This window comes from Actinokineospora diospyrosa (assembly GCF_024171925.1).
Lineage (GTDB): Bacteria > Actinomycetota > Actinomycetes > Mycobacteriales > Pseudonocardiaceae > Actinokineospora > Actinokineospora diospyrosa.
The window spans coordinates 203,825-222,146 of the sequence record NZ_JAMTCO010000016.1; the positions used below are offsets into that span (position 1 = coordinate 203,825).

The window sequence follows — 18,322 nt, forward strand, 5'->3', positions numbered from 1 at the left end:
AGTGGCACTCGTGTCTGGTAACCCGAGCCCGGCGAGGTTGGTGGACGTCACATGATCACGCTCCTGGTGGTGGCCGCCGCCACGCTGCTGCTCGCGGCGCGGCGGCGGAGGAGACAACGCGGCGCGGCGCTGACCCGCCGCGGCTGGTCCATGCTCGCCGTCATCGGCGTGCTGAGCTTCCAGGCGGTGATCGGCAGCCCGGCGTTCGCGCAGGCCAACGACACCTGCGTGCCGAACCCGGAACGCCCGGGCGCGGGCATGGTCGGCGCGCTCGACCCGCCCCAGGGCAACGGTGAGGCCGACAGCGCCTACCTGGTCTACGGCTACGCGGGCATGGTCTGGCACGTTTACGACGAGTCCTGCGGCGGGATCGTGCCGACCGGTGTCTCCGACCCGGGTGCCACGATCGACAACTGGGCTGGCAACGAGCTGTTTAACATGGCGAAGAACATCGTTGGCGCCACCAACTCGCTGCACTACACGTTGATGACCGGCGGTGTCCTCGGCGGCCTCAACGAGCAGATCGGCAAGGCAGCAGACTCGGTCTTCAACAACATCTACACCCAGCTGTTCAGCGTCTTCATGCTGCTGCTGGCGATCCTGCTGTTCCGTCAGATCTGGAAGGGCGACCTCGCCACGGTCAGCAAACGTGCCCTCTTCGCGTTCGCGGGCATGTGGTTGGCGGCGTCATCGGCGGTCCTAGTGGCCAACTACGACCGCATCGACGACGTCATCGTGCGCACCACCACCGGCATCCAAGGGGGTTTCGTCGACCCCGAAGAGGATCGGGTCGTCCGACATATCCTGCCGACCGACCTGCACAACAAGGTCGTCTACGAGAACTGGCTGCGCGGCGAGTTCGGCGACCCGCAATCCCCGCAGGCGCGCGACTACGGCCGCAAGCTGCTCGACGCGCAGGCGTGGACCCGCGACGACCTGGTGACCGGCCGCGACGCCGACAACGCCGCCGAGCAGGCCAAGAAGAACGAGTACAAGACGATCGCCACCCAACTCGGCCCGGCGACCGGCTACTTCAAGGGCACCGACGGCTCCCGCACCGGCGCGGGCGTGCTGGCCCTGTTCCAGTCGATCGTGTACTCGCTGTTCCAGCTGTTCGCCAAGCTCGCCGTGCTGCTGGCCCAGCTGCTGCTGCGCATCCTGGCGCTGGCCGCCCCGGTGATCGGCCTGGTCGCCCTGGTGCACCACGACATCCTGCGCAAGGTCGGCCGCGCGGTCGGCGCCGTCGTGCTCAACGTGCTGGTGCTGGCGATCCTGGCGGGCATCCACTTCAAGTTCCTCGAGCTGATCTTCTCCCCGGAGGCCAAGCTCTCGCTGCTGACCCAGATGCTGCTCGCGGCCATCGTGACCCTGGTGTTCTTCCTGGTCGGCCGCCCGGGCAGGCGGATGTGGCAGATGCTGGAGCTCTCGGTCGGAGCGGCGGGCGCATCGATGCCCGGCGCGGGGGCCGGGATCTTCTCCCGGTTCCGGCGCAACAAGCACCAGGGGCCGACCCCGCAGGACGACTTCTGGGAGCACGTGCGCGAGGGCGAGGCCGAGGAGAGCGCCGAGGCGGGCGCGCTGGCCCGCACCAGCGGCCGCAGGCCCCGGCCCGAGGCGAGCAACCCGGTCACCGTGCACGCCGAGCGGATGGACCTCCGCCGGACCCAGGCCGCCATCGGCGCGCCGCGGCCGAGCCTGGAGTCCGGGCGCGGCGAGGTCCAGGGCGAACTCGTGCTCAACAACCTGCCCGGGGCCGTCGGCGCGACCAGGTTGGCCATCGGCAGCGGCCGCGCCAGCCGGATGGTCGACACCTCACCGGTCGCCGACCGCGGGTGGGACCGCGGCGAGGACGCCGTGGTGATCCCGTCCATGGTGCCCAGCAGGCGCGGCGAGTTCGAGGCCCCGGTTGAGCCGCGGCCGACCCAGGCCCCCCGGGTCGCCGACGTCGAGATGGTCGCGGGCAGGCCGGTGCACGTGGTCTACCGGCCCTCGCGCGGGCTCGAGGTCGCCGACAACTCGCCGCCGCGCCGGATGCCGCTCAACGACGGCCCCCGCGAGACCGACGCGGTGGTGAGGTGACCCGTGCCGATCCGCACCAACCGCGGCCGGGCCGCGGTCTACCGCAAGCTGTGGGGCTGGCCGCTGCGCTCGCCCCGGCACTTAGGGGTCGCGGTGTTCATCGCCGCGCTCGTGCTCACCGCGGCCGGGATCATCGTCCCCAAGGTGGTGGGCACCAAGGGGGGTAACCAGGTCACCGCGGGCGGCCAGTCGTCGGTGTCGGCCACCACGACCACCCGCCCCGGCCAGGTCCCCGACGGCGGCCTCGGCACCCAGACCACGACCAGCCCGCTGCCCACCCGGCTCACCTCCGCCCCCAGCCCCACCACCCGGCCCAGCGCGCCGCGGGAGGCGCTCGACACCGTCACCAAGTGGGCCGAGCGCTGGGTCGACCACCCCGCGGGCATCACGACCCAGGACTGGCTGGAGCGGCTACGCCCGTTCACCACCGAGGAGTACTTCGGCGTCATGGGCAGCGTCGACCCGGCCAACATCAAGGCCACCAGGGTGACCGGCGAGGTCCGCGCCGAGGTGTCCTTCGCCAAGTCGGTCGACGCCGTCGTGCCGACCGACGACAAACCCCTGCACGTCACGGTCATCGACACCGGGCAGGGCTGGAAGGTCGCCGAGTACAAGCAGGGGTCGGCATGAAAACGGCCTTGATCGTCGGGTCCGTGGTGGTCGCGGTGTTCACCACCGTGATCAGCACCGGCGCGATCAACCAGGTGGTGCAGCAGGACCAGGCCGAGGAGGCCAAGGCGGCCGGGCTGGGCAACTGCAACGCCGCGCTCGGCCCGGCCAGCACCGGCCCGGCTGGCTCGGGCGCGGGGGACGCGGGCAACCTCACCGACGAGCAGCGCGGCACCGTCGCCATGATCATCGCCATCGGCAAGCAGCGCGACCTCGGCTCGCGCGCGTGGCAGATCGCGATCCAGGCGGGCATGACCGAGTCCGGACTGCGCAGCCTCGACTACGGCGACCGCGACTCCCTGGGCATCTTCCAGATGCGGCCGTCCATGGGCTGGGGCTCACCGCAAGAGGTCACCAACCCGACCTACGCCATCAACAAGTTCTACGACGTGCTGCTCAACGTCCCCAACTGGGACACCCAGCGCCCCGGCGACTCCGCCCAGGACGTGGAGCGCTCCGGGTTCCCCGACCGGTACCACCGCTGGGAGGCCATGGCCGCCCACCTCATCGGCGAACTCGGCCACGTCGAGAACTTCACCGGCTGCGGCACCGGGTTCGGCAACCTGCTCCCCGCACCGACCGTCGCGGCGGGCTCGGCCATCCAGTTCGCGTTGGGGCAGCAGGGAAAGCCCTACCAGTGGGGCGCCACGACCAACCAGCAGAACTCCTACGACTGCTCCAGCCTGATGGTCCAGTCCTACCGCCTGGGCGGCATCAGCCTGCCGCGCACCTCGCGCGAGCAGTACTGGGCGGGCGCGCTGCTGCCCCTCGAGCAGGCACAACCGGGTGACCTGCTGTTCTGGGCCTACGACGAGTCCAACCCGAGGACCATCCACCACGTGGCGATGTACCTGGGCGATGGCAAGATCGTGGAGGCCCAGCAGGACGGTGTCCCGGTGCACATCCGACCGGTCTCCTGGACCGAGGGCGAGTTGATGAACCAGGCCGTGCGGCCGGGGGTCTGAGGAGAACCGTTGAACATGTACCCACCCGGGCCGATCCCCCGGCACCCAGGACCACCCGCCTCCGGCGCGCCGGTGCGCGACTTCCTCAACTCGGCCGCCCGGCCGGGGGTGAGCGAGGGCTACGTCGTGCTGCCGCGCTCGCTCGCCGAGGCCATGCCGCTGCCCTGGCAGCAGCACATGGCGCACCTGCTGCACGAGTTCCACCAGGTCTACGCCCACCTCGACTGGCCCGAGTACCGCGTCGTGCCCTCCCGCCGCGAGCGCCTGGTCGACCTGGACGAGGACCAGCTCGCCGAGGTCGGCTGCATGGTCGAGATCGACACCGAGGGCGAACTGGTCTACCGCGAGCGCAACGGCCGGCGCATCGAGCACCCGGAGCACCAAGAGGTCCTGGTCTCCTGCCTGGACCCGATCCCCAGCCAGCACCACAACGCCAACCAGGACACCCCACCGCGCGGTTTCCCGGTGCAGCCGTCCCCCAACTGGGGTTAGCTGATCGTCATGGCAGACGACCCGAACCCCGATCCCGGCTGGTACTACAACACCAAGACCAACCAGGTGGAACACGGCAACCGGTCCCGCTCGGTCGACCTGCTCGGCCCCTACCCGGACCGCGCCACCGCCGAACGCGCCCTGGACATAGCCCGCGAACGCACCGCAGCCGCCGACAAAGCCGACAAAGACTGGAACAGCGACGACTGACCCCCGGTGGCCCCGGCACCCCGCGCCGGGGCCCCACCGGCCCGACCACGCGCCGCCCAGTCCGGTCGCACCCGGTCGCGTTGCCGAAGGCGAAATCCCTTGCCCCGCAACTCAACCTCGGCACCCGCCAAGATCATCTGATTCAAGTGCCCCCGATATACAGCCTACGAGCGCGCACCGACCGAACGGGACCAGCGATCTAGGCCTGTGCACAACAGAACGCGTTGTGGACAACTACCTGGCAGCCACCCATCCGGCCCTGGACACTCGGACCCGGCGGTGCCATCCCAGCCCGCCCTCGTCGGCCCTGCCAACCCAGCACCTGGACACTCGGACCTTGCGGTGCCAACTCGCCCCCCGTCAGGTCCGCCCCAACCCACCTTCCCAGCACCTGGACAGTGGGACCCTGCGGTGCCAACCCAGCTGCCGTCAGGTCCGCCCCAGCCCACCTGCTCAGCGCCTGGACAGTCGGAGTCGCTGGTGCCAGGTGCTCGATGGGGTGGACCTGTTTTGTGTGGGGGGACGGCACCCGTAGCGTTGTTCGCGCGGCAGGGCCTGCTTTTGGGCCCCTGCTTTGCGGTTCTGCGTCGGGTGTCGTAGGGGCCCCGCGCAAAACAGGTCCACCGCATCGAGCAAAGCTCGAAAATCGCGGATCAGATGCAATGCCGAAGGCGAGCCGTTTACCGGAGCCGAAGGCGGAGGCCCGAATCCCTTGCCCCGCATCCCCAACCCGGGCACGCGTCAAGATCAACCTGATCGAAAGCCCCCAAATACACAGCTTACCGACGCACCCCGACAAAATCGGCGCCTCAGCAGCACCCTGTGGACAACTCGCCCCACTGTGGACAACCACCCTGTGAACGACCAGTCCTGTGAACGACCAGTCCTGTGAACGACCGCCCACAGAACCCACCACCCGCAGCAGCAAGCGTTCCTGAGCGAACATCAGCGCGAGCATCGGGCACAAGACCGGTCGCCACAGGATCGCGAAAGACCACGAACTCCGGGTCGGCGTCGTCGAGCGGGATGCCGAGTTGGCGCCCCCTGGACCAACACCTCCTGGGTGCTCGCCACGACGGCGACCCAGCCGCAGAAGACCATGACCGCGGCGGTTACCAGGTACGAGACCACCGCGAGGGCCCAGGCGGTTCGGGCCCGGTGACCAGGTCGGCCTCGGTCGATCGCGCGCACCCCGTCAGGGTGCCCTAGTGCTGCTCCCGCAAGAGCGACACAACATCGCGCAGGGCAGGGGCCATCTCGTGGTCCGCGCGCCGCGCTTCCTCCACAGTGGACACAAAGGTCGGCGCCGGGTACGACCGGGCGAGCACCGCGGCGATCCGCCGCTCGGTCGGCGGGTGCGTCGAGTCCGTGCTGTCGCCTTCCGGCACGGTGATCGGGCCCAGGTCCGCCAACCACGCCCGCGCCGTCGCCCACGGGTCCGGGTCGCGGCGGACCAGCGCGGTCCGCAGTGCCCGCAGCGCCCGGTCCTCGAGGTGCGCCTTGTGCAGCAGGGAGACCACCGCCGCCGCGCCCGCCACGGTCACCGCGAGGTGGTCGGCGTGGTACTCGGCGCGGCGCGAGGAGCTCAGCAGGAGGCGTTCCTGCAGCCGCAGCAGGCCGAGCAGCGGTAGCGACACCACGAAACCGACCGCCCGGCCCAGGGTCGCGCCGAACGCGGCCAGGCCCTGCTCGTCGTCGGTCAGGTCGCCGCGCAACGCGTGGATGGCCTCGACCAGGGCGTTCAGCGAGGGGGCGATGAGGGTGCCGCGGCTGGTGTCGCCGTTGACCCCGTGCGCCAGTTCGTGGGCCACCAGCGCGACGCGCTCCGCGGGGTCGAGCAGGTTCCACAGCGGGTAGCCGATGGTGAGGACCACGCGCCTGCGGAACCCGACCACGCGGTAGGAGGCGTTGTACTCCGGCGAGATCGCGATCCGCCAGACGCGGCGCGCGCCGAGCCGCTCGGTGACCGCGTCCACCACGGCGAACAGTGCCGGGGCCGCGGCGCGGTCGAGGGTGGTCGTGTCCGGGTGCAGCCCGCCGAGGCGGGGGCGGGCGAGCCAGACGAACCCGAGCAGGGCGGCGGCCAGCACGTAGTTGATCAGCGCGAAGCCCCGGGCGATCGCGAGCAGCCACGCCGCGGTGAGCAGCAGCCCGGCCAGCAGCAGGTAGACCAGGACCGCGACCGCCGCGGCGGCGCGGGTGGCGGCGTTCGCGCCTGGTCTGGCGGTGACGTCGTCGGCCAGTGATCTTGTGGGCACAGGAGAATGGTGTCACCTCCCTGTGAGGTCTGTCCCACGGTCTCGCCTGCCGCCGCGACCGGTGCGACGCTGGGTCGGGTAAGCACCCCGCCACTACCCGGGGACCCGCGACGACGCGGGCCTCGAGGGAAGGACGGTCGACAGCGATGCCAACCGAGCCCAATCCGGAAGTCGCCGCCCCTTACGGCACGGGAACCGCCCGTAAGCCGGTCAAGCGCGTGCGCGTCCACCACCTCCAGGAGCTCAAGGACCGCGGCGAGCCGTGGCCGATGCTCACCACCTACGACATGTACACCGCCGAGCTGTTCGACGAGGCGGGCATCCCGGTCCTGCTCGTGGGCGACTCCGCGGCCAACAACGTCTTCGGCTACGAGACGTCCCTGCCGGTCACCGTCGACGAGCTGCTGCCGCTGGTCCGCGCGGTCACCGGCGCCGCGAGCCGCGCCCTAGTCGTGGCCGACCTGCCGTTCGGGTCCTACCAGGTGTCGGTCGAGCAGGCCGTCAGCACGGCGGTGCGGTTCATGAAGGAGGGCCGCGCGCACGCGGTGAAGCTGGAGGGTGGGCGCGCGTTCGCCCCGCACGTCCAGGCGATCACCAACGCGGGCATCCCGGTCATGGGCCACATCGGGTTCACCCCGCAGAGTGAGCACAACCTCGGCGGTTACCGGGTGCAGGGTCGCGGCGAGACCGGCGACGGGATCGTGGCCGACGCGCTGGCGCTGGAGGCGGCAGGCGCGTTCGCGGTGGTCATGGAGATGGTGCCCGCCGAGGTCGCCAAGCGGGTCACCCACGAGCTGCGGGTCCCGACCGTCGGTATCGGCGCCGGACCCGACTGCGACGGCCAGGTGCTGGTCTGGCAGGACATGGCCGGGCTGCGCCGGGCCAAGGCGCCCCGGTTCGTGAAGCGCTACGCCAACATCGCCGACACGCTGCTCGACGCGGCGAAGGCGTTCGCCGATGACGTGCGCGGCAAGGACTTCCCCGCACCGGAACACGCTTTCCACTGAGGTCGGCCGCCCCGCACGGTCCGCCGTGCGGGGTCCCCCCGCGGTGCGGCGCCCGCCGCACCGCGCCGGGCTCTAGGGCAGCATGGGTCACATGGTGCCCTTGTACCCGCCGATCGAGCCGCACGAGCGGGGCCTGCTCGACGTCGGCGATGGCCAGCGGGTCTATTGGGAGGTCAGCGGGAACCCGGGCGGCAAGCCCGTCGTCGTCCTGCACGGTGGGCCGGGCGCGGGGACGAACCCGGTGCAGCGCAGGCACTTCGACCCGTCCGCGTACCGGATCGTGCTGGTCGACCAGCGGGGCGCGGGCCTGAGCCTGCCGCACGTCGGTGACCCGGCCGCGAGCCTGGCCACCAACACCACCTGGCACCTGGTCGCCGACCTGGAGCGCCTGCGCGAGCACCTGCGGGTCGACCGCTGGCAGGTGTTCGGCGGATCGTGGGGCGCCACGCTCGCCCTCGCCTACGCCCAGCGCCACCCCGACCGGGTCACGGAGATCATCCTGCGCGGCGTCTTCCTGCTGCGCCGGGCGGAACTGGACTGGCTCTACCGCGGTGGCGCGGGCTCGGTCTTCCCCGAGGCATGGGCGGACTTCTTGCGCCTAGTGCCCGCCGGTCGTGATCCGCTCGGCGTCTACCAAGAGCTGATCGCCAGCCCAGACCCCGCGGTCCGTGCTGACGCTGCCGCGGCGTGGAGCAACTGGGAAGGGGCGACGGTGTCTCTAGTGCCCAGCCCGGCTCTAGTCGCCCAGTACGCGGATCCGGTGTTCGCGGTTCCCTTCACCCGCCTGGCCCTGCACTACTTCGCCCACGACGGCTGGCTCGACGAGGACCAACTCCTGCGAGACGCCTACCTGCTCGCCGGTATCCCCGGCAGGGTCATCCAGGGTCGCTACGACATGGTGTGCCCGCCTGCCGCCGCATGGCACCTAACCCAGGCTTGGTCCACCGCGAAGCTGATGATCCTGCCTCAGGCGGGCCACTCCACCGGTGACCCCGGCGTCCTCGAAGCCCTCCGCTCGGCGACCGACGAGTTCCGCTGATTCGGTCATGAAGCCCTGGTCCGGCCGTCAGGACCTATGGTGTTCCTCACCCACGGCCCGTATTTTCGCCTCTGAGGCGAAAACATGGTGGAGGATGAGGACATGCCACAGCTCCGGATCGCACTGGCCCAGGTCAACCCCACTGTCGGAGATCTAGGCGGCAACGCGGCCGGGGTCGTGTCCTGGGCGCGCCGGGCCGCGGAGGCCGGGGCTCACCTGGTCGTGTTCCCCGAGATGGTGCTCACCGGTTACCCCGTGGAGGACCTGGCGCTGCGCCGGTCCTTCGGGGCCGCGGCCAAGGACGCGCTGACCCGCCTCGCCGCCGAGCTGGCCGACGCGGGCTGCGCCGACCTGCCCGCCTACGTCGGCTACCTCGACCACGACGCCGAGGGCCCGCGCAACGCCGCGGCCGTCCTGCACGACGGCCGGGTCGTCGCCCACCAGTTCAAGCACCACCTGCCCAACTACGGCGTGTTCGACGAGCGCCGCTACTTCAAGCCCGGCCAGAGCCTCGACATCGTCCGCGTGCGCGGCCTCGAGGTCGGCATGGTCATCTGCGAGGACATCTGGCAGGAGGGCGGCCCCATCGCCGCGCTCGGCCGCGCCGGGGTGGACCTGGTCGTCTCCCCGAACGCCTCGCCGTACGAGCGCAAGAAGGACGACGCCCGGCTGCCGCTGGTCGCCCGCCGCGCCGCCGAGGCCGGTGCGCCGCTGGTGTACGTCAACCAGGTCGGCGGCCAGGACGACCTCGTCTTCGACGGCGATTCGATGGTGGTCGCCGCGGACGGCACGCTGCTCGCCCGCGCCCCGCAGTTCGTCGAGCACCTGATGGTCGTGGACCTCGACCTGCCCGGCGGCGCGGCCAAGACCGACGCCCGGGCCGACGACGAGTTCGCCGTCCGCAGGGTCACCGTCTCCGCGGCGCCGGTGCCCGCCTACGAACCCCAGCACAACCCGGCCCCGGCCGAGGCGCTGTCGGAGGAGGCGGAGGTGTGGGCCGCGCTGGTCACCGGCCTGCGCGACTACGTCCGCAAGAACGGGTTCCGCTCGGTCGTGCTCGGCCTCTCCGGCGGCATCGACTCGGCCGTGGTCGCCGCGCTGTCGGTCGACGCGCTCGGCGCCGACGCCGTGCACGGGGTCTCGATGCCCTCGGGCTACTCCTCCGAGCACTCGCGCTCCGACGCCAAGGACCTCGCCGACCGCACCGGGGTGCACTACAGCGTCCAGCCGATCGCGCGGATGGTGGACGTGTTCGTCGACCAGCTCGCGCTCACCGGGCTCGCCGAGGAGAACGTCCAGGCCCGCTGCCGGGGCGTCACGCTGATGGGCCTGTCCAACCAGCACGGCCACCTCGTGCTGGCCACCGGCAACAAGACCGAGCTCGCGGTCGGCTACTCGACCATCTACGGCGACGCGGTCGGCGGGTTCGCCCCGATCAAGGACGTGCCCAAGACGCTGGTGTGGGAGCTGGCGCGCTGGCGCAACGCCGAGGCAGACAAGCTCGGCGAGGTGCCGCCGATCCCGGAGAACTCGATCAGCAAGGAGCCCTCCGCCGAGCTGCGGCCCGGCCAGCTCGACAGCGACTCGCTGCCCGACTACGCGCTGCTCGACGCCGTGCTCGACGACTACGTCGAGGGCGACCGCGGCTACCAGGACCTGCTCGACGCCGGGTTCACCGCGGAGGTGGTGGACCGGGTGCTGCGGCTGGTCGACCGCGCCGAGTACAAGCGCCGCCAGTACCCGCCGGGCACCAAGATCAGCTTCCGGGCGTTCGGCCGGGACCGGCGGCTGCCCATCACCAACGCCTGGCGGGAGGGCACCCGCTGACCGCGTCTCACCGGACCCCACCGGCGGCGTTCACCGGTTAGGGTGCCAGCGTGGACTCCGCGCTGAACCAGACGGGCGGGGACTTCGCGCGAGTCCGCGCCGACTTCGACCTCCCCGAGCGGTTCCCGGCCGCCGCGCTGACCGAGGCCGCGGCCGCTGTCGCCGCCGGGCCGCGCGGCAGCCGGGTCGACCGGACCGACCTGCCGTTCGTCACCGTCGACCCGCCCGGTGCCAAGGACCTCGACCAGGCGATGCACCTGGAGCGCCGCGGCGACGGGTACCGGCTGCACTACGCGATCGCCGACCTCGGCGCGTTCGTCGACCCCGGCGGCGCGATCGACGAGGTCGCCCGCACCCGCGGCCAGACCGTGTACCTGCCCGACGGCAACGTCCCGCTGCACCCGACGGCGCTGTCCGAGGGCGCCGCGAGCCTGCTGCCCGACCAGCGCCGCCCCGCCGCGCTGTGGACGATCGACCTGGACCCCGACGGCAACCCGGTCGGCGCGGACGTGCGGCGCGCCTGGGTCCGCTCGGTCGCCCAGTTCGACTACGAGACCGTGCACGCCGACATCGACGCCGGTCGCGCGCACCCGTCGCTGGCACTGCTGCCCGAGGTGGGCGCGCTGCGCCGAGCGTTGGCGATCAAGCGCGGCGCGGTCGAGCTGCAACTGCCCGAGCAGGACATCGAACGCGACGGCGACACCTGGGGGCTGGTGCTGCGCCCGCGCACCCCGGTCGACGCCTGGAACGCGGAGCTGTCCCTGCTCACCGGCATGTGCGCGGCCCAACTGATGCTGCGCGCCGGGATCGGGGTGCTGCGGACCCTGCCCCCGGCCGACGACAACGCCATCGAGTGGCTGCGGCGTTCCGCGGCCGTCCTGGGCATCGAGTGGCCCGCCGACGCCAGCGCCGCCGAACTCCTCGCGACCCTGGACCCGACCGACCCCGCGGCGCTGGCGCTGTTCATGGACGCCACCCGGCTGCTGCGCGGCGCCGGGTACACCGTGTTCGACGGCGAGCTGCCCGAGGTCGTCACGCACGCGGGCATCGCGGCCGCCTACGCCCACGTCACGGCCCCGCTGCGGCGCCTGGTCGACCGCTTCGGCACGGAGATCTGCCTGGCCGTCTCCGCCGGTGAGCCGGTCCCGCAGTGGGTGCGCGCGGCCCTGCCGCTGCTGCCCGGCCTGATGGAGACCTCCGACTCGTACGCCGCGAAGGTCGACCGGGCCTGCCTGGACCAGGTCGAGGCATGGGTCCTCGGCGACCGGGTCGGCGCCGAGTTCGACGCGGTGGTGCTGCGCGCGGAGGCGACGGTGGCGGAGATCTTCGTCCCCGAACCGCCGGTGCTGGCCAAGGCGGCGGGGGAGGGGCAGCGCGAGGGTGAGCGGGTGCGGGTCCGGCTGACCGCGACCGACCCGATCCGCCGCCGGGTCACCTTCGAGCGGGCGTGAGTCACTACCGTTGCCGGTGACGGCTCTGGGTGAAGGGAACGCACGTGGCGGAGTTGGGGCAGCTGAAGGTCGGAGTGCTGGGCGGGACCGGGCCGCAGGGGCGCGGGCTGGCGCTGCGCTGGGCGAAGGCCGGGATCGCGGTCGTGCTCGGGTCGCGCGCCGCCGAGCGGGCCGAGTCGGCCGCGGCGGAGCTGCGCGAGCAGGCGGGGGTCGCGCACGTGAGCGGCCTGGACAACGCGGGCTGCGCGGCCGACGCCGACATCGTGCTGGTCGCCGTGCCCTGGGAGGGCCACCGCGAGCTGCTGGAGAGCCTGCGCGACCAGCTCGTCGGCAAGATCGTCATCGACTGCGTGAACCCGCTCGGGTTCGACAAGCAGGGCCCGTTCGCGCTCGCGGTCGAGGAGGGCAGCGCCGCGCAGCAGGCCGAGCGGGTGCTGCCCGAGTCCCGGGTCACCGCCGCGTTCCACCACGTGTCCGCGGTGCTGCTGGCCGACCTGTCGGTGGCCGAGGTCGACATCGACGTGCTGGTCCTCGGCGACGACCGCGAGGCGACCGACACGGTGCGCGCCCTCGCCGACGCCATCCCCGGCGCGCGCGGCGTCTACGGCGGTCGGCTGCGCAACGCCCACCAGGTCGAGGCGCTCACCGCCAACCTGATCGCGATCAACCGCCGGTACAAGTCGCACGCGGGCCTGCGGATCACCGATGTCTGACGCGGTCGACGACCACGGGGGAGTCGTCGGCCGGGTCGGGTCGTTCCGCCGGGTGGTCAGCCTGGTGCCCTCCCTGACCGAGGCCGTCGAGGTGTCCGCCCCCGGCCTGCTGGTCGGCGCCACGGACTACTGCACCCACCCGTCCACTTTGGACGTCACCAGGGTCGGCGGCTCGAAGTACCCGGACCTGGCGCGCGTCCGCGACCTGCGCCCGGACCTGGTGATCACCAACACCGAGGAGAACCGCTTAGCCGACGCGGAAGAACTCCGCGCGGCAGGCGTCCCGGTCTGGGTGACCGACGCCCCCACCACCGTCCCCGCAGGCCTCGCCTCCACCCGCCGCTTGCTAGCTGGCCTAGGCGTCACCCCTGCTTGGCTGGCCGAAGCAGAAGAAACCTGGTCGACCACAGTCCCAGTCTGGACAACAGCAATCGTGCCAGTTTGGCGCAAACCTTGGGTAGTCGTCGGCAGAGACACCTTCGCCGGAGACGTGCTGCTACGCCTAGGCATAGCAAACGCCTACGCCACCCACCCCGACCGCTACCCCCGGCCGTCCATAGACGACCTGAACGCCACATCAGCTGACCTAGCCATCCTGCCCGACGAACCCTACGAGTTCACGGCCGACGACGGCCCCAACTGGTTCCCCCACAAGCAATCCGTACTAGTAGTAGGCCGCTACCTAACCTGGTACGGCCCCTCCCTCGTCACCGCAAGAGCCGCCCTCACCGCCGCCCTCACTCCATAACCCCCCCACTGCCCCCACACCACGGCAGCTGACTTGGAGCCGTTCGCGGCGGCGTAGGCGCCCGTCCCCCTCGCCCCCGCTTCGCTGTCCCCCGCGCGCGGGTCCGGGGCGCAGCCCCCACCCTCTCCGGGGGGCGGCCCCGATGCCAGTCTAGTCGTTCTGGCCCAAGAAATCGGCCGCCCCGAGAATCTGTGGACAACCCAGGCGTTGTGGATAACCGGTCCACAACCGCCGCGAAGCTATCCACAGCCCGCCAGCCAGTAGCAGCCGATTGTCAGTCTCCGCCGGTACGCTGGGATTCGGGGGCTGCTCAGTCGAGTTCGATCTTCAACCCAGGCCGGCCCAAACCAGGCACCATGGGTCCATGCCTGAGATCACCCCGCTGACCGCCCCAGACCACGCAGCCTGGACCGTGCTGGCCCGCGCCTACAACGCCACCTTCGGCACCAACATCCCCGACGACGGCTACACCCAAGCCTGGCACCGACTTGTTGAAGCACAAGAAGTCCGAGGCATAGCCGCCCGCGTCGACGGAGAAATGGTCGGCATAGCGCACTACCGCCACCAACCCAGCGTCTGGTCTGTCGGAACCCTCTATCTCCAAGACCTCTACGTAGTCCCCGAATCCCGCAAACAAGGCGTCGCGCGAGCCATGATCGAGTGGCTAGCCCAAGAGGCCGAGTCCCACGGCGCCACGAGTTTCTACTGGCACACCCACGACAGCAACACCACAGCCCGCGCCTTCTACGACAAAGTGGCCGTCTATAGGGGTTTCATCACCTACAACCGCCCCCTCGCCACCTAGCGGCCAGTCGGCCCACGTCAAGCCTTCGCCTTGGCCGCCTTCACCCGCTTCAACGAAGCCCGCACCCGCTGCAACGCCTGCTCCGCGTCCGAGTCGAACGGGTTGTCGTGCACCATGTACGTCCACGTCGAAGTCGGCCGCCGCAGACCCGCCTGCTCCAAGTCCACCCCGTCCGCGGTCACCGAAGCCGTCGAGAACGTCTCCTCCGCCAGATCGCCGATGTCCTTAAGCAGTCCCCGGAACTCACTAATAGCCGCCCGGTGGAACTCATCGATCGGCGTCTCCCGCGCGAGCGCCCGAAGGTGGATCGTCTCCCGCACATCCGACAGGTACGCCAAGTGCTGCGACCACCGACTGTCCAAGTGGAACAGCAGCACATGCCGAGCCGCCACCTCGAGCACGTCCTCGTCGAGGTCCGCAGCCAGCTCCTCCCAACGCTCCGGCAGCCGCTCCTTGAGCTGGGTAGCCGCCAGTGGCGTGTTCAGAACGTCGTCGCGGTAGGCCAAGACGATGCCGCGCTGGTGTTCGATGAGGCGCGTGTACCGCCAGGTGTTGCGGTGGACGTCAAGGTTGACGCCCTCTGCGACGCGTTGTGCGTGCTCTATGAACCGGCGCGAAGTCGGGTCGTCATGGCGGCCGTCATCCTCGGCGTCGGTGCCTGCGGTCGCGTCCGGCGCGTATTGCGTCACCAAGTCGTCGGTCAGGCTCGCGAACACCACCGAGCCACCCGGGTCGCCCTGCCGCCCGGACCGGCCGCGCAGCTGGTTGTCCAACCTGCTGCTCGGGTAGTGCCCGCAGCCCATCACGTAGAGCCCGCCCAGGTCGGCGACCTTGTCGTGGTCGGTGTCGTCGCCCTCAGCGCCACCGAGGCGGATGTCGGTACCGCGGCCCGCCATCTGCGTCGACACCGTCACCGCGTTCAACGCCCCCGCCTCGGCCACGATCGCGGCCTCCTCGGCGTCGTTCTTCGCGTTGAGCACCACGCTCGACACGCCAGCCTCGGTCAGCTTCTCGGCGATCCGCTCCGACTCGGCGACGTCCATGGTGCCGACCAGGATCGGCCGCCCGGTCTCGTGCTGCGCCACGATCTCCTTGACCAGCGCGGACTCCTTGGCCTCGACCGTGTCGTACACCCGGTCCGGCTCGTCCTCGCGCACGCACGGCTTGTTCGGCGGGATCACCGACACCTTCAGCTCGTAGAACTCGCGCAGCTGCTCGGCGACGGCCTGCGCGGTGCCGGTCATCCCGCACACCCGCTGGTAGCGGCCGACCAGGCCCTGCACCGAGATCGAGTCGAGCACCTCGCCGCTCTCGGTCGGCTTGAGCCGCTCCTTGGCCTCCACCGCCGCCTGCAGCCCGTCCGGCCAGCGCTGCAGCAGCGCGATCCGGCCGCGCGAGGTGTTGATCAGGTGGACCTTGCCGTCGCGCACGATGTAGTCGACGTCGCGCTGCAGCAGGGCGTGCGCGTGCAGGGCGGCGTTCACCGCGGCGAGCCGGTCGGAGTGGTCGCCGGAGTACAGGTCGATGTCGCCGAGCGCCTTCTCCACGACCTTCGCGCCGCGGCTGGTCAGCCAGGCGTTGCGGTTGTCCTCGTCGCGCTCGTAGTGCTGCCCGGCGCGCAGGGTCCGCACGATCTGGGCCACCTCGGGGTCGCCCTGGCTGTCGTCGGTCGACCCGGCCATCACCAGCGGCACCCGCGCCTCGTCGACCAGCACCGAGTCGGCCTCGTCGATCAGCGCCACGTCCGGGGTCCGCTGCACCAGCTCGTCGGGGTCCACGCACAGCCGGTCGCGCAGCACGTCGAAGCCGATCTCGCTGACCGCGCCGTAGGTGACGTCGCTGCGGTAGGCCGCGCGCCGCTGCTCCGAGCTGGACTCCTGGTCGACCCAGCCGACCGACACGCCGAGCAGCTCGTACACCGGCCGCATCCACTCCGCGTCGCGGCGGGCGAGGTAGTCGTTGACCGACATGACGTGCACCGCCCGGCCCTGCAGCGCGTACCCGGCCGCGGCGAGCGCGCCCGCGAGGGTCTTGCCCTCACCGGTGCCCATCTCCACGACCCGCCCGTGCAGCAGCTCCATCGCGCCGACCAGCTGCATGTCGTAAGGCCGCTGGTCCAGGGCGCGCCGCGCGGCCTCGCGGCCCAGCGCGCACAGCTCGACCATGGCCTGGCTGTCCATCGACTTGCCGCCGACCTTGTCGCGCAGCGCGACGGCCGCCGCGGTCAGCTCGGCGTCGTCGAGCTTGGCGACCCGCTCCTCGCGCCACTTGATCGAGGTCAGGACCTCGGTGTACCGCTTGAGGTCGACGGTCGACGGGCGCTCCAGCAGTCGCTGGAACCCGCTCTTGACCCGTGTCAGAAACGCAGCCACGGTCCCGGCCACCTCTTCCCTCGTCCACCACGTGACGCAATTCTCGCCCTGCCACCTAACGGTGCAGCACGGCAGGTGAGTTCCGCATCCGGGTGGCAGGATCACTCCGGTGCGGAGGTCGGTCGCGAGTGCTCTGGTTGCCGCGCTCGCCCTGACCGCGAGCGCGCTCGTGGCGTGCACGGCCGACCCGCCTGCGCCGGTGACCGAACAGCGCGGCCCCCGCGGAGCCGTTCCCGCCGGGCTCGAACGGTACTACGGCCAGGCGATGACCTGGGAAGACTGTGCCCCTTACGCCAAGACCGACGGTGACCGGGAGCCGCTGCGCGCCGAGGGGGTCCGCTGCGCGCGGTTGACGGTGCCGCTCGACTACGCGAAGCCCGGCGCCGACACGATCACCCTGGGGATCGTCCGAAAACCGGCAACTGAGAACGGGGCGCGGATCGGGTCCCTGATCATCAACCCGGGCGGTCCGGGTGTGGCCGGTTTGTCCACTGCGGTGCGTTTGTCCGGTGTCGCCGATGTGAACAAGCGGTTCGACTTCATCGGATTCGACCCACGTGGTACCGGTTCGAGTGAACCGGCCGTCCACTGCCTGACCGATGCCGAGCGCGACGCGGAGCGGGCCGACGACGACGAGTTGGACGCCTCGCCGTCCGGGGTCGCCAAGGTCGAGGCCGAGCAGCGCGACTACGTGGCCAAGTGCGCCGAGCGCACCGGCCACGGCGCCGCCATGCTGGCCAACATCGGCACCCGCGACGTCGTGCGCGACATCGACGTCCTGAGGTCGGCCCTCGGCGACGAGAAGTTGACCTACCTGGGCTACTCCTACGGCACCCGGATCGGCAGCGTCTACGCCGAGACCTTCCCCGGCAACGTCCGCGCGATGGTCCTCGACGGCGCCGTCGACCCGACCCAGGACGCGGTCGCCGAATTGGTCGCCCAGGCCACCGGGTTCCAGTCCGCGTTCACCGACTTCATCGCCTGGTGCGTGCAACGCCAGGACTGTGCCCTCGGCGGCGACGCCACCCGTGCTCAGTCGGCCTTCCAGCGCTTAGTGCGGCCGTTAGTCACCCGCCCGATCGAGACCAGCGACGGGCGGCGGCTGTCGTTCTCCGATGCCACTACCGGCGTCACCCAGGCCCTCTATTCAGAGAAGCTCTGGGAGTTGCTCAACACCGGCCTCAACGAGCTCAAGCAGAACCGCGCCCAGACCCTGATGTCTCTTGCCGACGCCTACATGGAGCGCGACAGGCACGGTCGCTACACGACAACCCAGGACGCGTTCGTCGCTGTCCGCTGCGTCGACGACACTCGCGTAACCGATCGCGCAGCCGTCCTCGACGCCCAACGCCGCTATAAGGCAGCCGCTCCGTTCCTCGACGACGGAGGTCCGGCATCCGACGCACTCGACGCTTGCGCGTTCTGGCCGGTGCCTCCGACCGGCACGGCACACCTACCTTCGGTGAAGGGCCTCCCGCCGGTGTTGGTCATATCAACAACTGGTGACCCAGCCACGCCTTACGAAGCCGGTGTCGCTCTAGCGGGTGCATTGGGTGGCCGGTTGTTGACCTACGAGGCCACCCAGCACACCGCGTTCCTCCAGGGTGTGCGCTGTGTCGACGACGCGGGTGCCGCTTATCTCACCGAGCTGCGGCTGCCGCCAGAGGGCGTGCGCTGCTCAGCCTGA

At 70.9% G+C, this 18,322-nt stretch carries 15 protein-coding genes; 13 read left to right on the top strand and 2 right to left on the bottom strand.

Translation table 11 applies throughout. The features are described 5' to 3' along the window. Window positions 1–51: 51 nt before the first annotated feature. The 5 genes from LV75_RS29665 to LV75_RS29685 are packed head-to-tail and all read left to right on the top strand — an operon-like array spanning window position 52 to window position 4,415. Window positions 52–2,079, top strand: a complete 2,028-nt coding sequence (locus tag LV75_RS29665; protein WP_253890645.1) for a magnesium transporter — start codon at window positions 52–54, stop codon at window positions 2,077–2,079. A 3-nt stretch (window positions 2,080–2,082) separates the two neighbouring features. Beyond that, on the top strand, window positions 2,083–2,709 hold the full coding sequence (locus LV75_RS29670; protein ID WP_253890646.1) for an RNA-binding protein: 627 nt from the start codon (window positions 2,083–2,085) through the stop codon (window positions 2,707–2,709). Then, a complete protein-coding gene (locus LV75_RS29675) occupies window positions 2,706–3,713 on the top strand; it encodes a C40 family peptidase (protein ID WP_253890647.1) in 1,008 nt (335 codons plus the stop codon). Before LV75_RS29670 ends, LV75_RS29675 begins: the two co-directional genes overlap by 4 nt. Before the next feature lie 15 nt (window positions 3,714–3,728). Further along, window positions 3,729–4,205 (top strand): hypothetical protein, encoded by a 477-nt coding sequence (locus LV75_RS29680; protein WP_253890682.1) that lies wholly within the window; start codon window positions 3,729–3,731, stop codon window positions 4,203–4,205. A 9-nt stretch (window positions 4,206–4,214) separates the two neighbouring features. Next, complete coding sequence (locus tag LV75_RS29685) at window positions 4,215–4,415, top strand: hypothetical protein (RefSeq protein WP_253890648.1); 201 nt, start codon at window positions 4,215–4,217, stop codon at window positions 4,413–4,415. Between the two features lie 1,205 nt (window positions 4,416–5,620). Here the strand turns inward: LV75_RS29685 and LV75_RS29690 are convergent. Beyond that, a complete protein-coding gene (locus LV75_RS29690; RefSeq protein WP_253890649.1) occupies window positions 5,621–6,673 on the bottom strand; it encodes a M48 family metallopeptidase in 1,053 nt (350 codons plus the stop codon). A 146-nt stretch (window positions 6,674–6,819) separates the two neighbouring features. On the opposite strand from LV75_RS29690, the gene panB reads away from it, so the two are divergent. The 7 genes from panB to LV75_RS29725 all read left to right on the top strand — a co-directional run bounded on the left by panB (window position 6,820) and on the right by LV75_RS29725 (window position 14,263). Beyond that, the gene (panB, locus tag LV75_RS29695) at window positions 6,820–7,680 is read left to right on the top strand and encodes a 3-methyl-2-oxobutanoate hydroxymethyltransferase (protein ID WP_253890650.1); all 861 of its coding nucleotides are present in this window, start codon (window positions 6,820–6,822) and stop codon (window positions 7,678–7,680) included. 91 nt (window positions 7,681–7,771) lie between these two features. Continuing rightward, window positions 7,772–8,719, top strand: a complete 948-nt coding sequence (gene pip, locus LV75_RS29700) for a prolyl aminopeptidase (protein WP_253890651.1) — start codon at window positions 7,772–7,774, stop codon at window positions 8,717–8,719. 102 nt (window positions 8,720–8,821) lie between these two features. Continuing rightward, entirely contained in the window at window positions 8,822–10,546 is a 1,725-nt protein-coding gene (locus LV75_RS29705) for an NAD+ synthase (protein WP_253890652.1), read from the top strand. 50 nt (window positions 10,547–10,596) lie between these two features. Next, window positions 10,597–11,997: an RNB domain-containing ribonuclease gene (locus tag LV75_RS29710; protein WP_253890653.1), complete on the top strand. Its 1,401-nt coding sequence runs from the start codon at window positions 10,597–10,599 to the stop codon at window positions 11,995–11,997. A 44-nt stretch (window positions 11,998–12,041) separates the two neighbouring features. Then, on the top strand, window positions 12,042–12,710 hold the full coding sequence (npdG, locus tag LV75_RS29715; RefSeq protein ID WP_253890654.1) for an NADPH-dependent F420 reductase: 669 nt from the start codon (window positions 12,042–12,044) through the stop codon (window positions 12,708–12,710). Then, window positions 12,703–13,458 (top strand): helical backbone metal receptor, encoded by a 756-nt coding sequence (locus tag LV75_RS29720; protein ID WP_253890655.1) that lies wholly within the window; start codon window positions 12,703–12,705, stop codon window positions 13,456–13,458. Before npdG ends, LV75_RS29720 begins: the two co-directional genes overlap by 8 nt. Before the next feature lie 364 nt (window positions 13,459–13,822). Next, complete coding sequence (locus LV75_RS29725; protein ID WP_253890656.1) at window positions 13,823–14,263, top strand: GNAT family N-acetyltransferase; 441 nt, start codon at window positions 13,823–13,825, stop codon at window positions 14,261–14,263. A 17-nt stretch (window positions 14,264–14,280) separates the two neighbouring features. Here the strand turns inward: LV75_RS29725 and secA2 are convergent, their stop codons facing one another. Continuing rightward, window positions 14,281–16,635 (bottom strand): accessory Sec system translocase SecA2, encoded by a 2,355-nt coding sequence (gene secA2, locus LV75_RS29730; RefSeq protein ID WP_253890657.1) that lies wholly within the window; start codon window positions 16,633–16,635, stop codon window positions 14,281–14,283. 109 nt (window positions 16,636–16,744) lie between these two features. Here secA2 and LV75_RS29735 point away from each other — a divergent pair, with 109 nt between their 5' ends. Then, window positions 16,745–18,322 (top strand): alpha/beta hydrolase, encoded by a 1,578-nt coding sequence (locus LV75_RS29735; protein ID WP_253890658.1) that lies wholly within the window; start codon window positions 16,745–16,747, stop codon window positions 18,320–18,322.

What these genes read in the sequence shown, in the direction of transcription:
- LV75_RS29720 (WP_253890655.1), top strand. Translation starts at nt 12,703, where the DNA reads ATGTCTGACGCGGTCGACGACCACGGGGGAGTCGTCGGCCGGGTCGGG.
- LV75_RS29680 (WP_253890682.1), top strand. Translation starts at nt 3,729, where the DNA reads ATGTACCCACCCGGGCCGATCCCCCGGCACCCAGGACCACCCGCCTCC.
- LV75_RS29685 (WP_253890648.1), top strand. Translation starts at nt 4,215, where the DNA reads ATGGCAGACGACCCGAACCCCGATCCCGGCTGGTACTACAACACCAAG.
- LV75_RS29665 (WP_253890645.1), top strand. Translation starts at nt 52, where the DNA reads ATGATCACGCTCCTGGTGGTGGCCGCCGCCACGCTGCTGCTCGCGGCG.
- LV75_RS29725 (WP_253890656.1), top strand. Translation starts at nt 13,823, where the DNA reads ATGCCTGAGATCACCCCGCTGACCGCCCCAGACCACGCAGCCTGGACC.
- panB (WP_253890650.1), top strand. Translation starts at nt 6,820, where the DNA reads ATGCCAACCGAGCCCAATCCGGAAGTCGCCGCCCCTTACGGCACGGGA.
- pip (WP_253890651.1), top strand. Translation starts at nt 7,772, where the DNA reads ATGGTGCCCTTGTACCCGCCGATCGAGCCGCACGAGCGGGGCCTGCTC.
- LV75_RS29675 (WP_253890647.1), top strand. Translation starts at nt 2,706, where the DNA reads ATGAAAACGGCCTTGATCGTCGGGTCCGTGGTGGTCGCGGTGTTCACC.
- LV75_RS29705 (WP_253890652.1), top strand. Translation starts at nt 8,822, where the DNA reads ATGCCACAGCTCCGGATCGCACTGGCCCAGGTCAACCCCACTGTCGGA.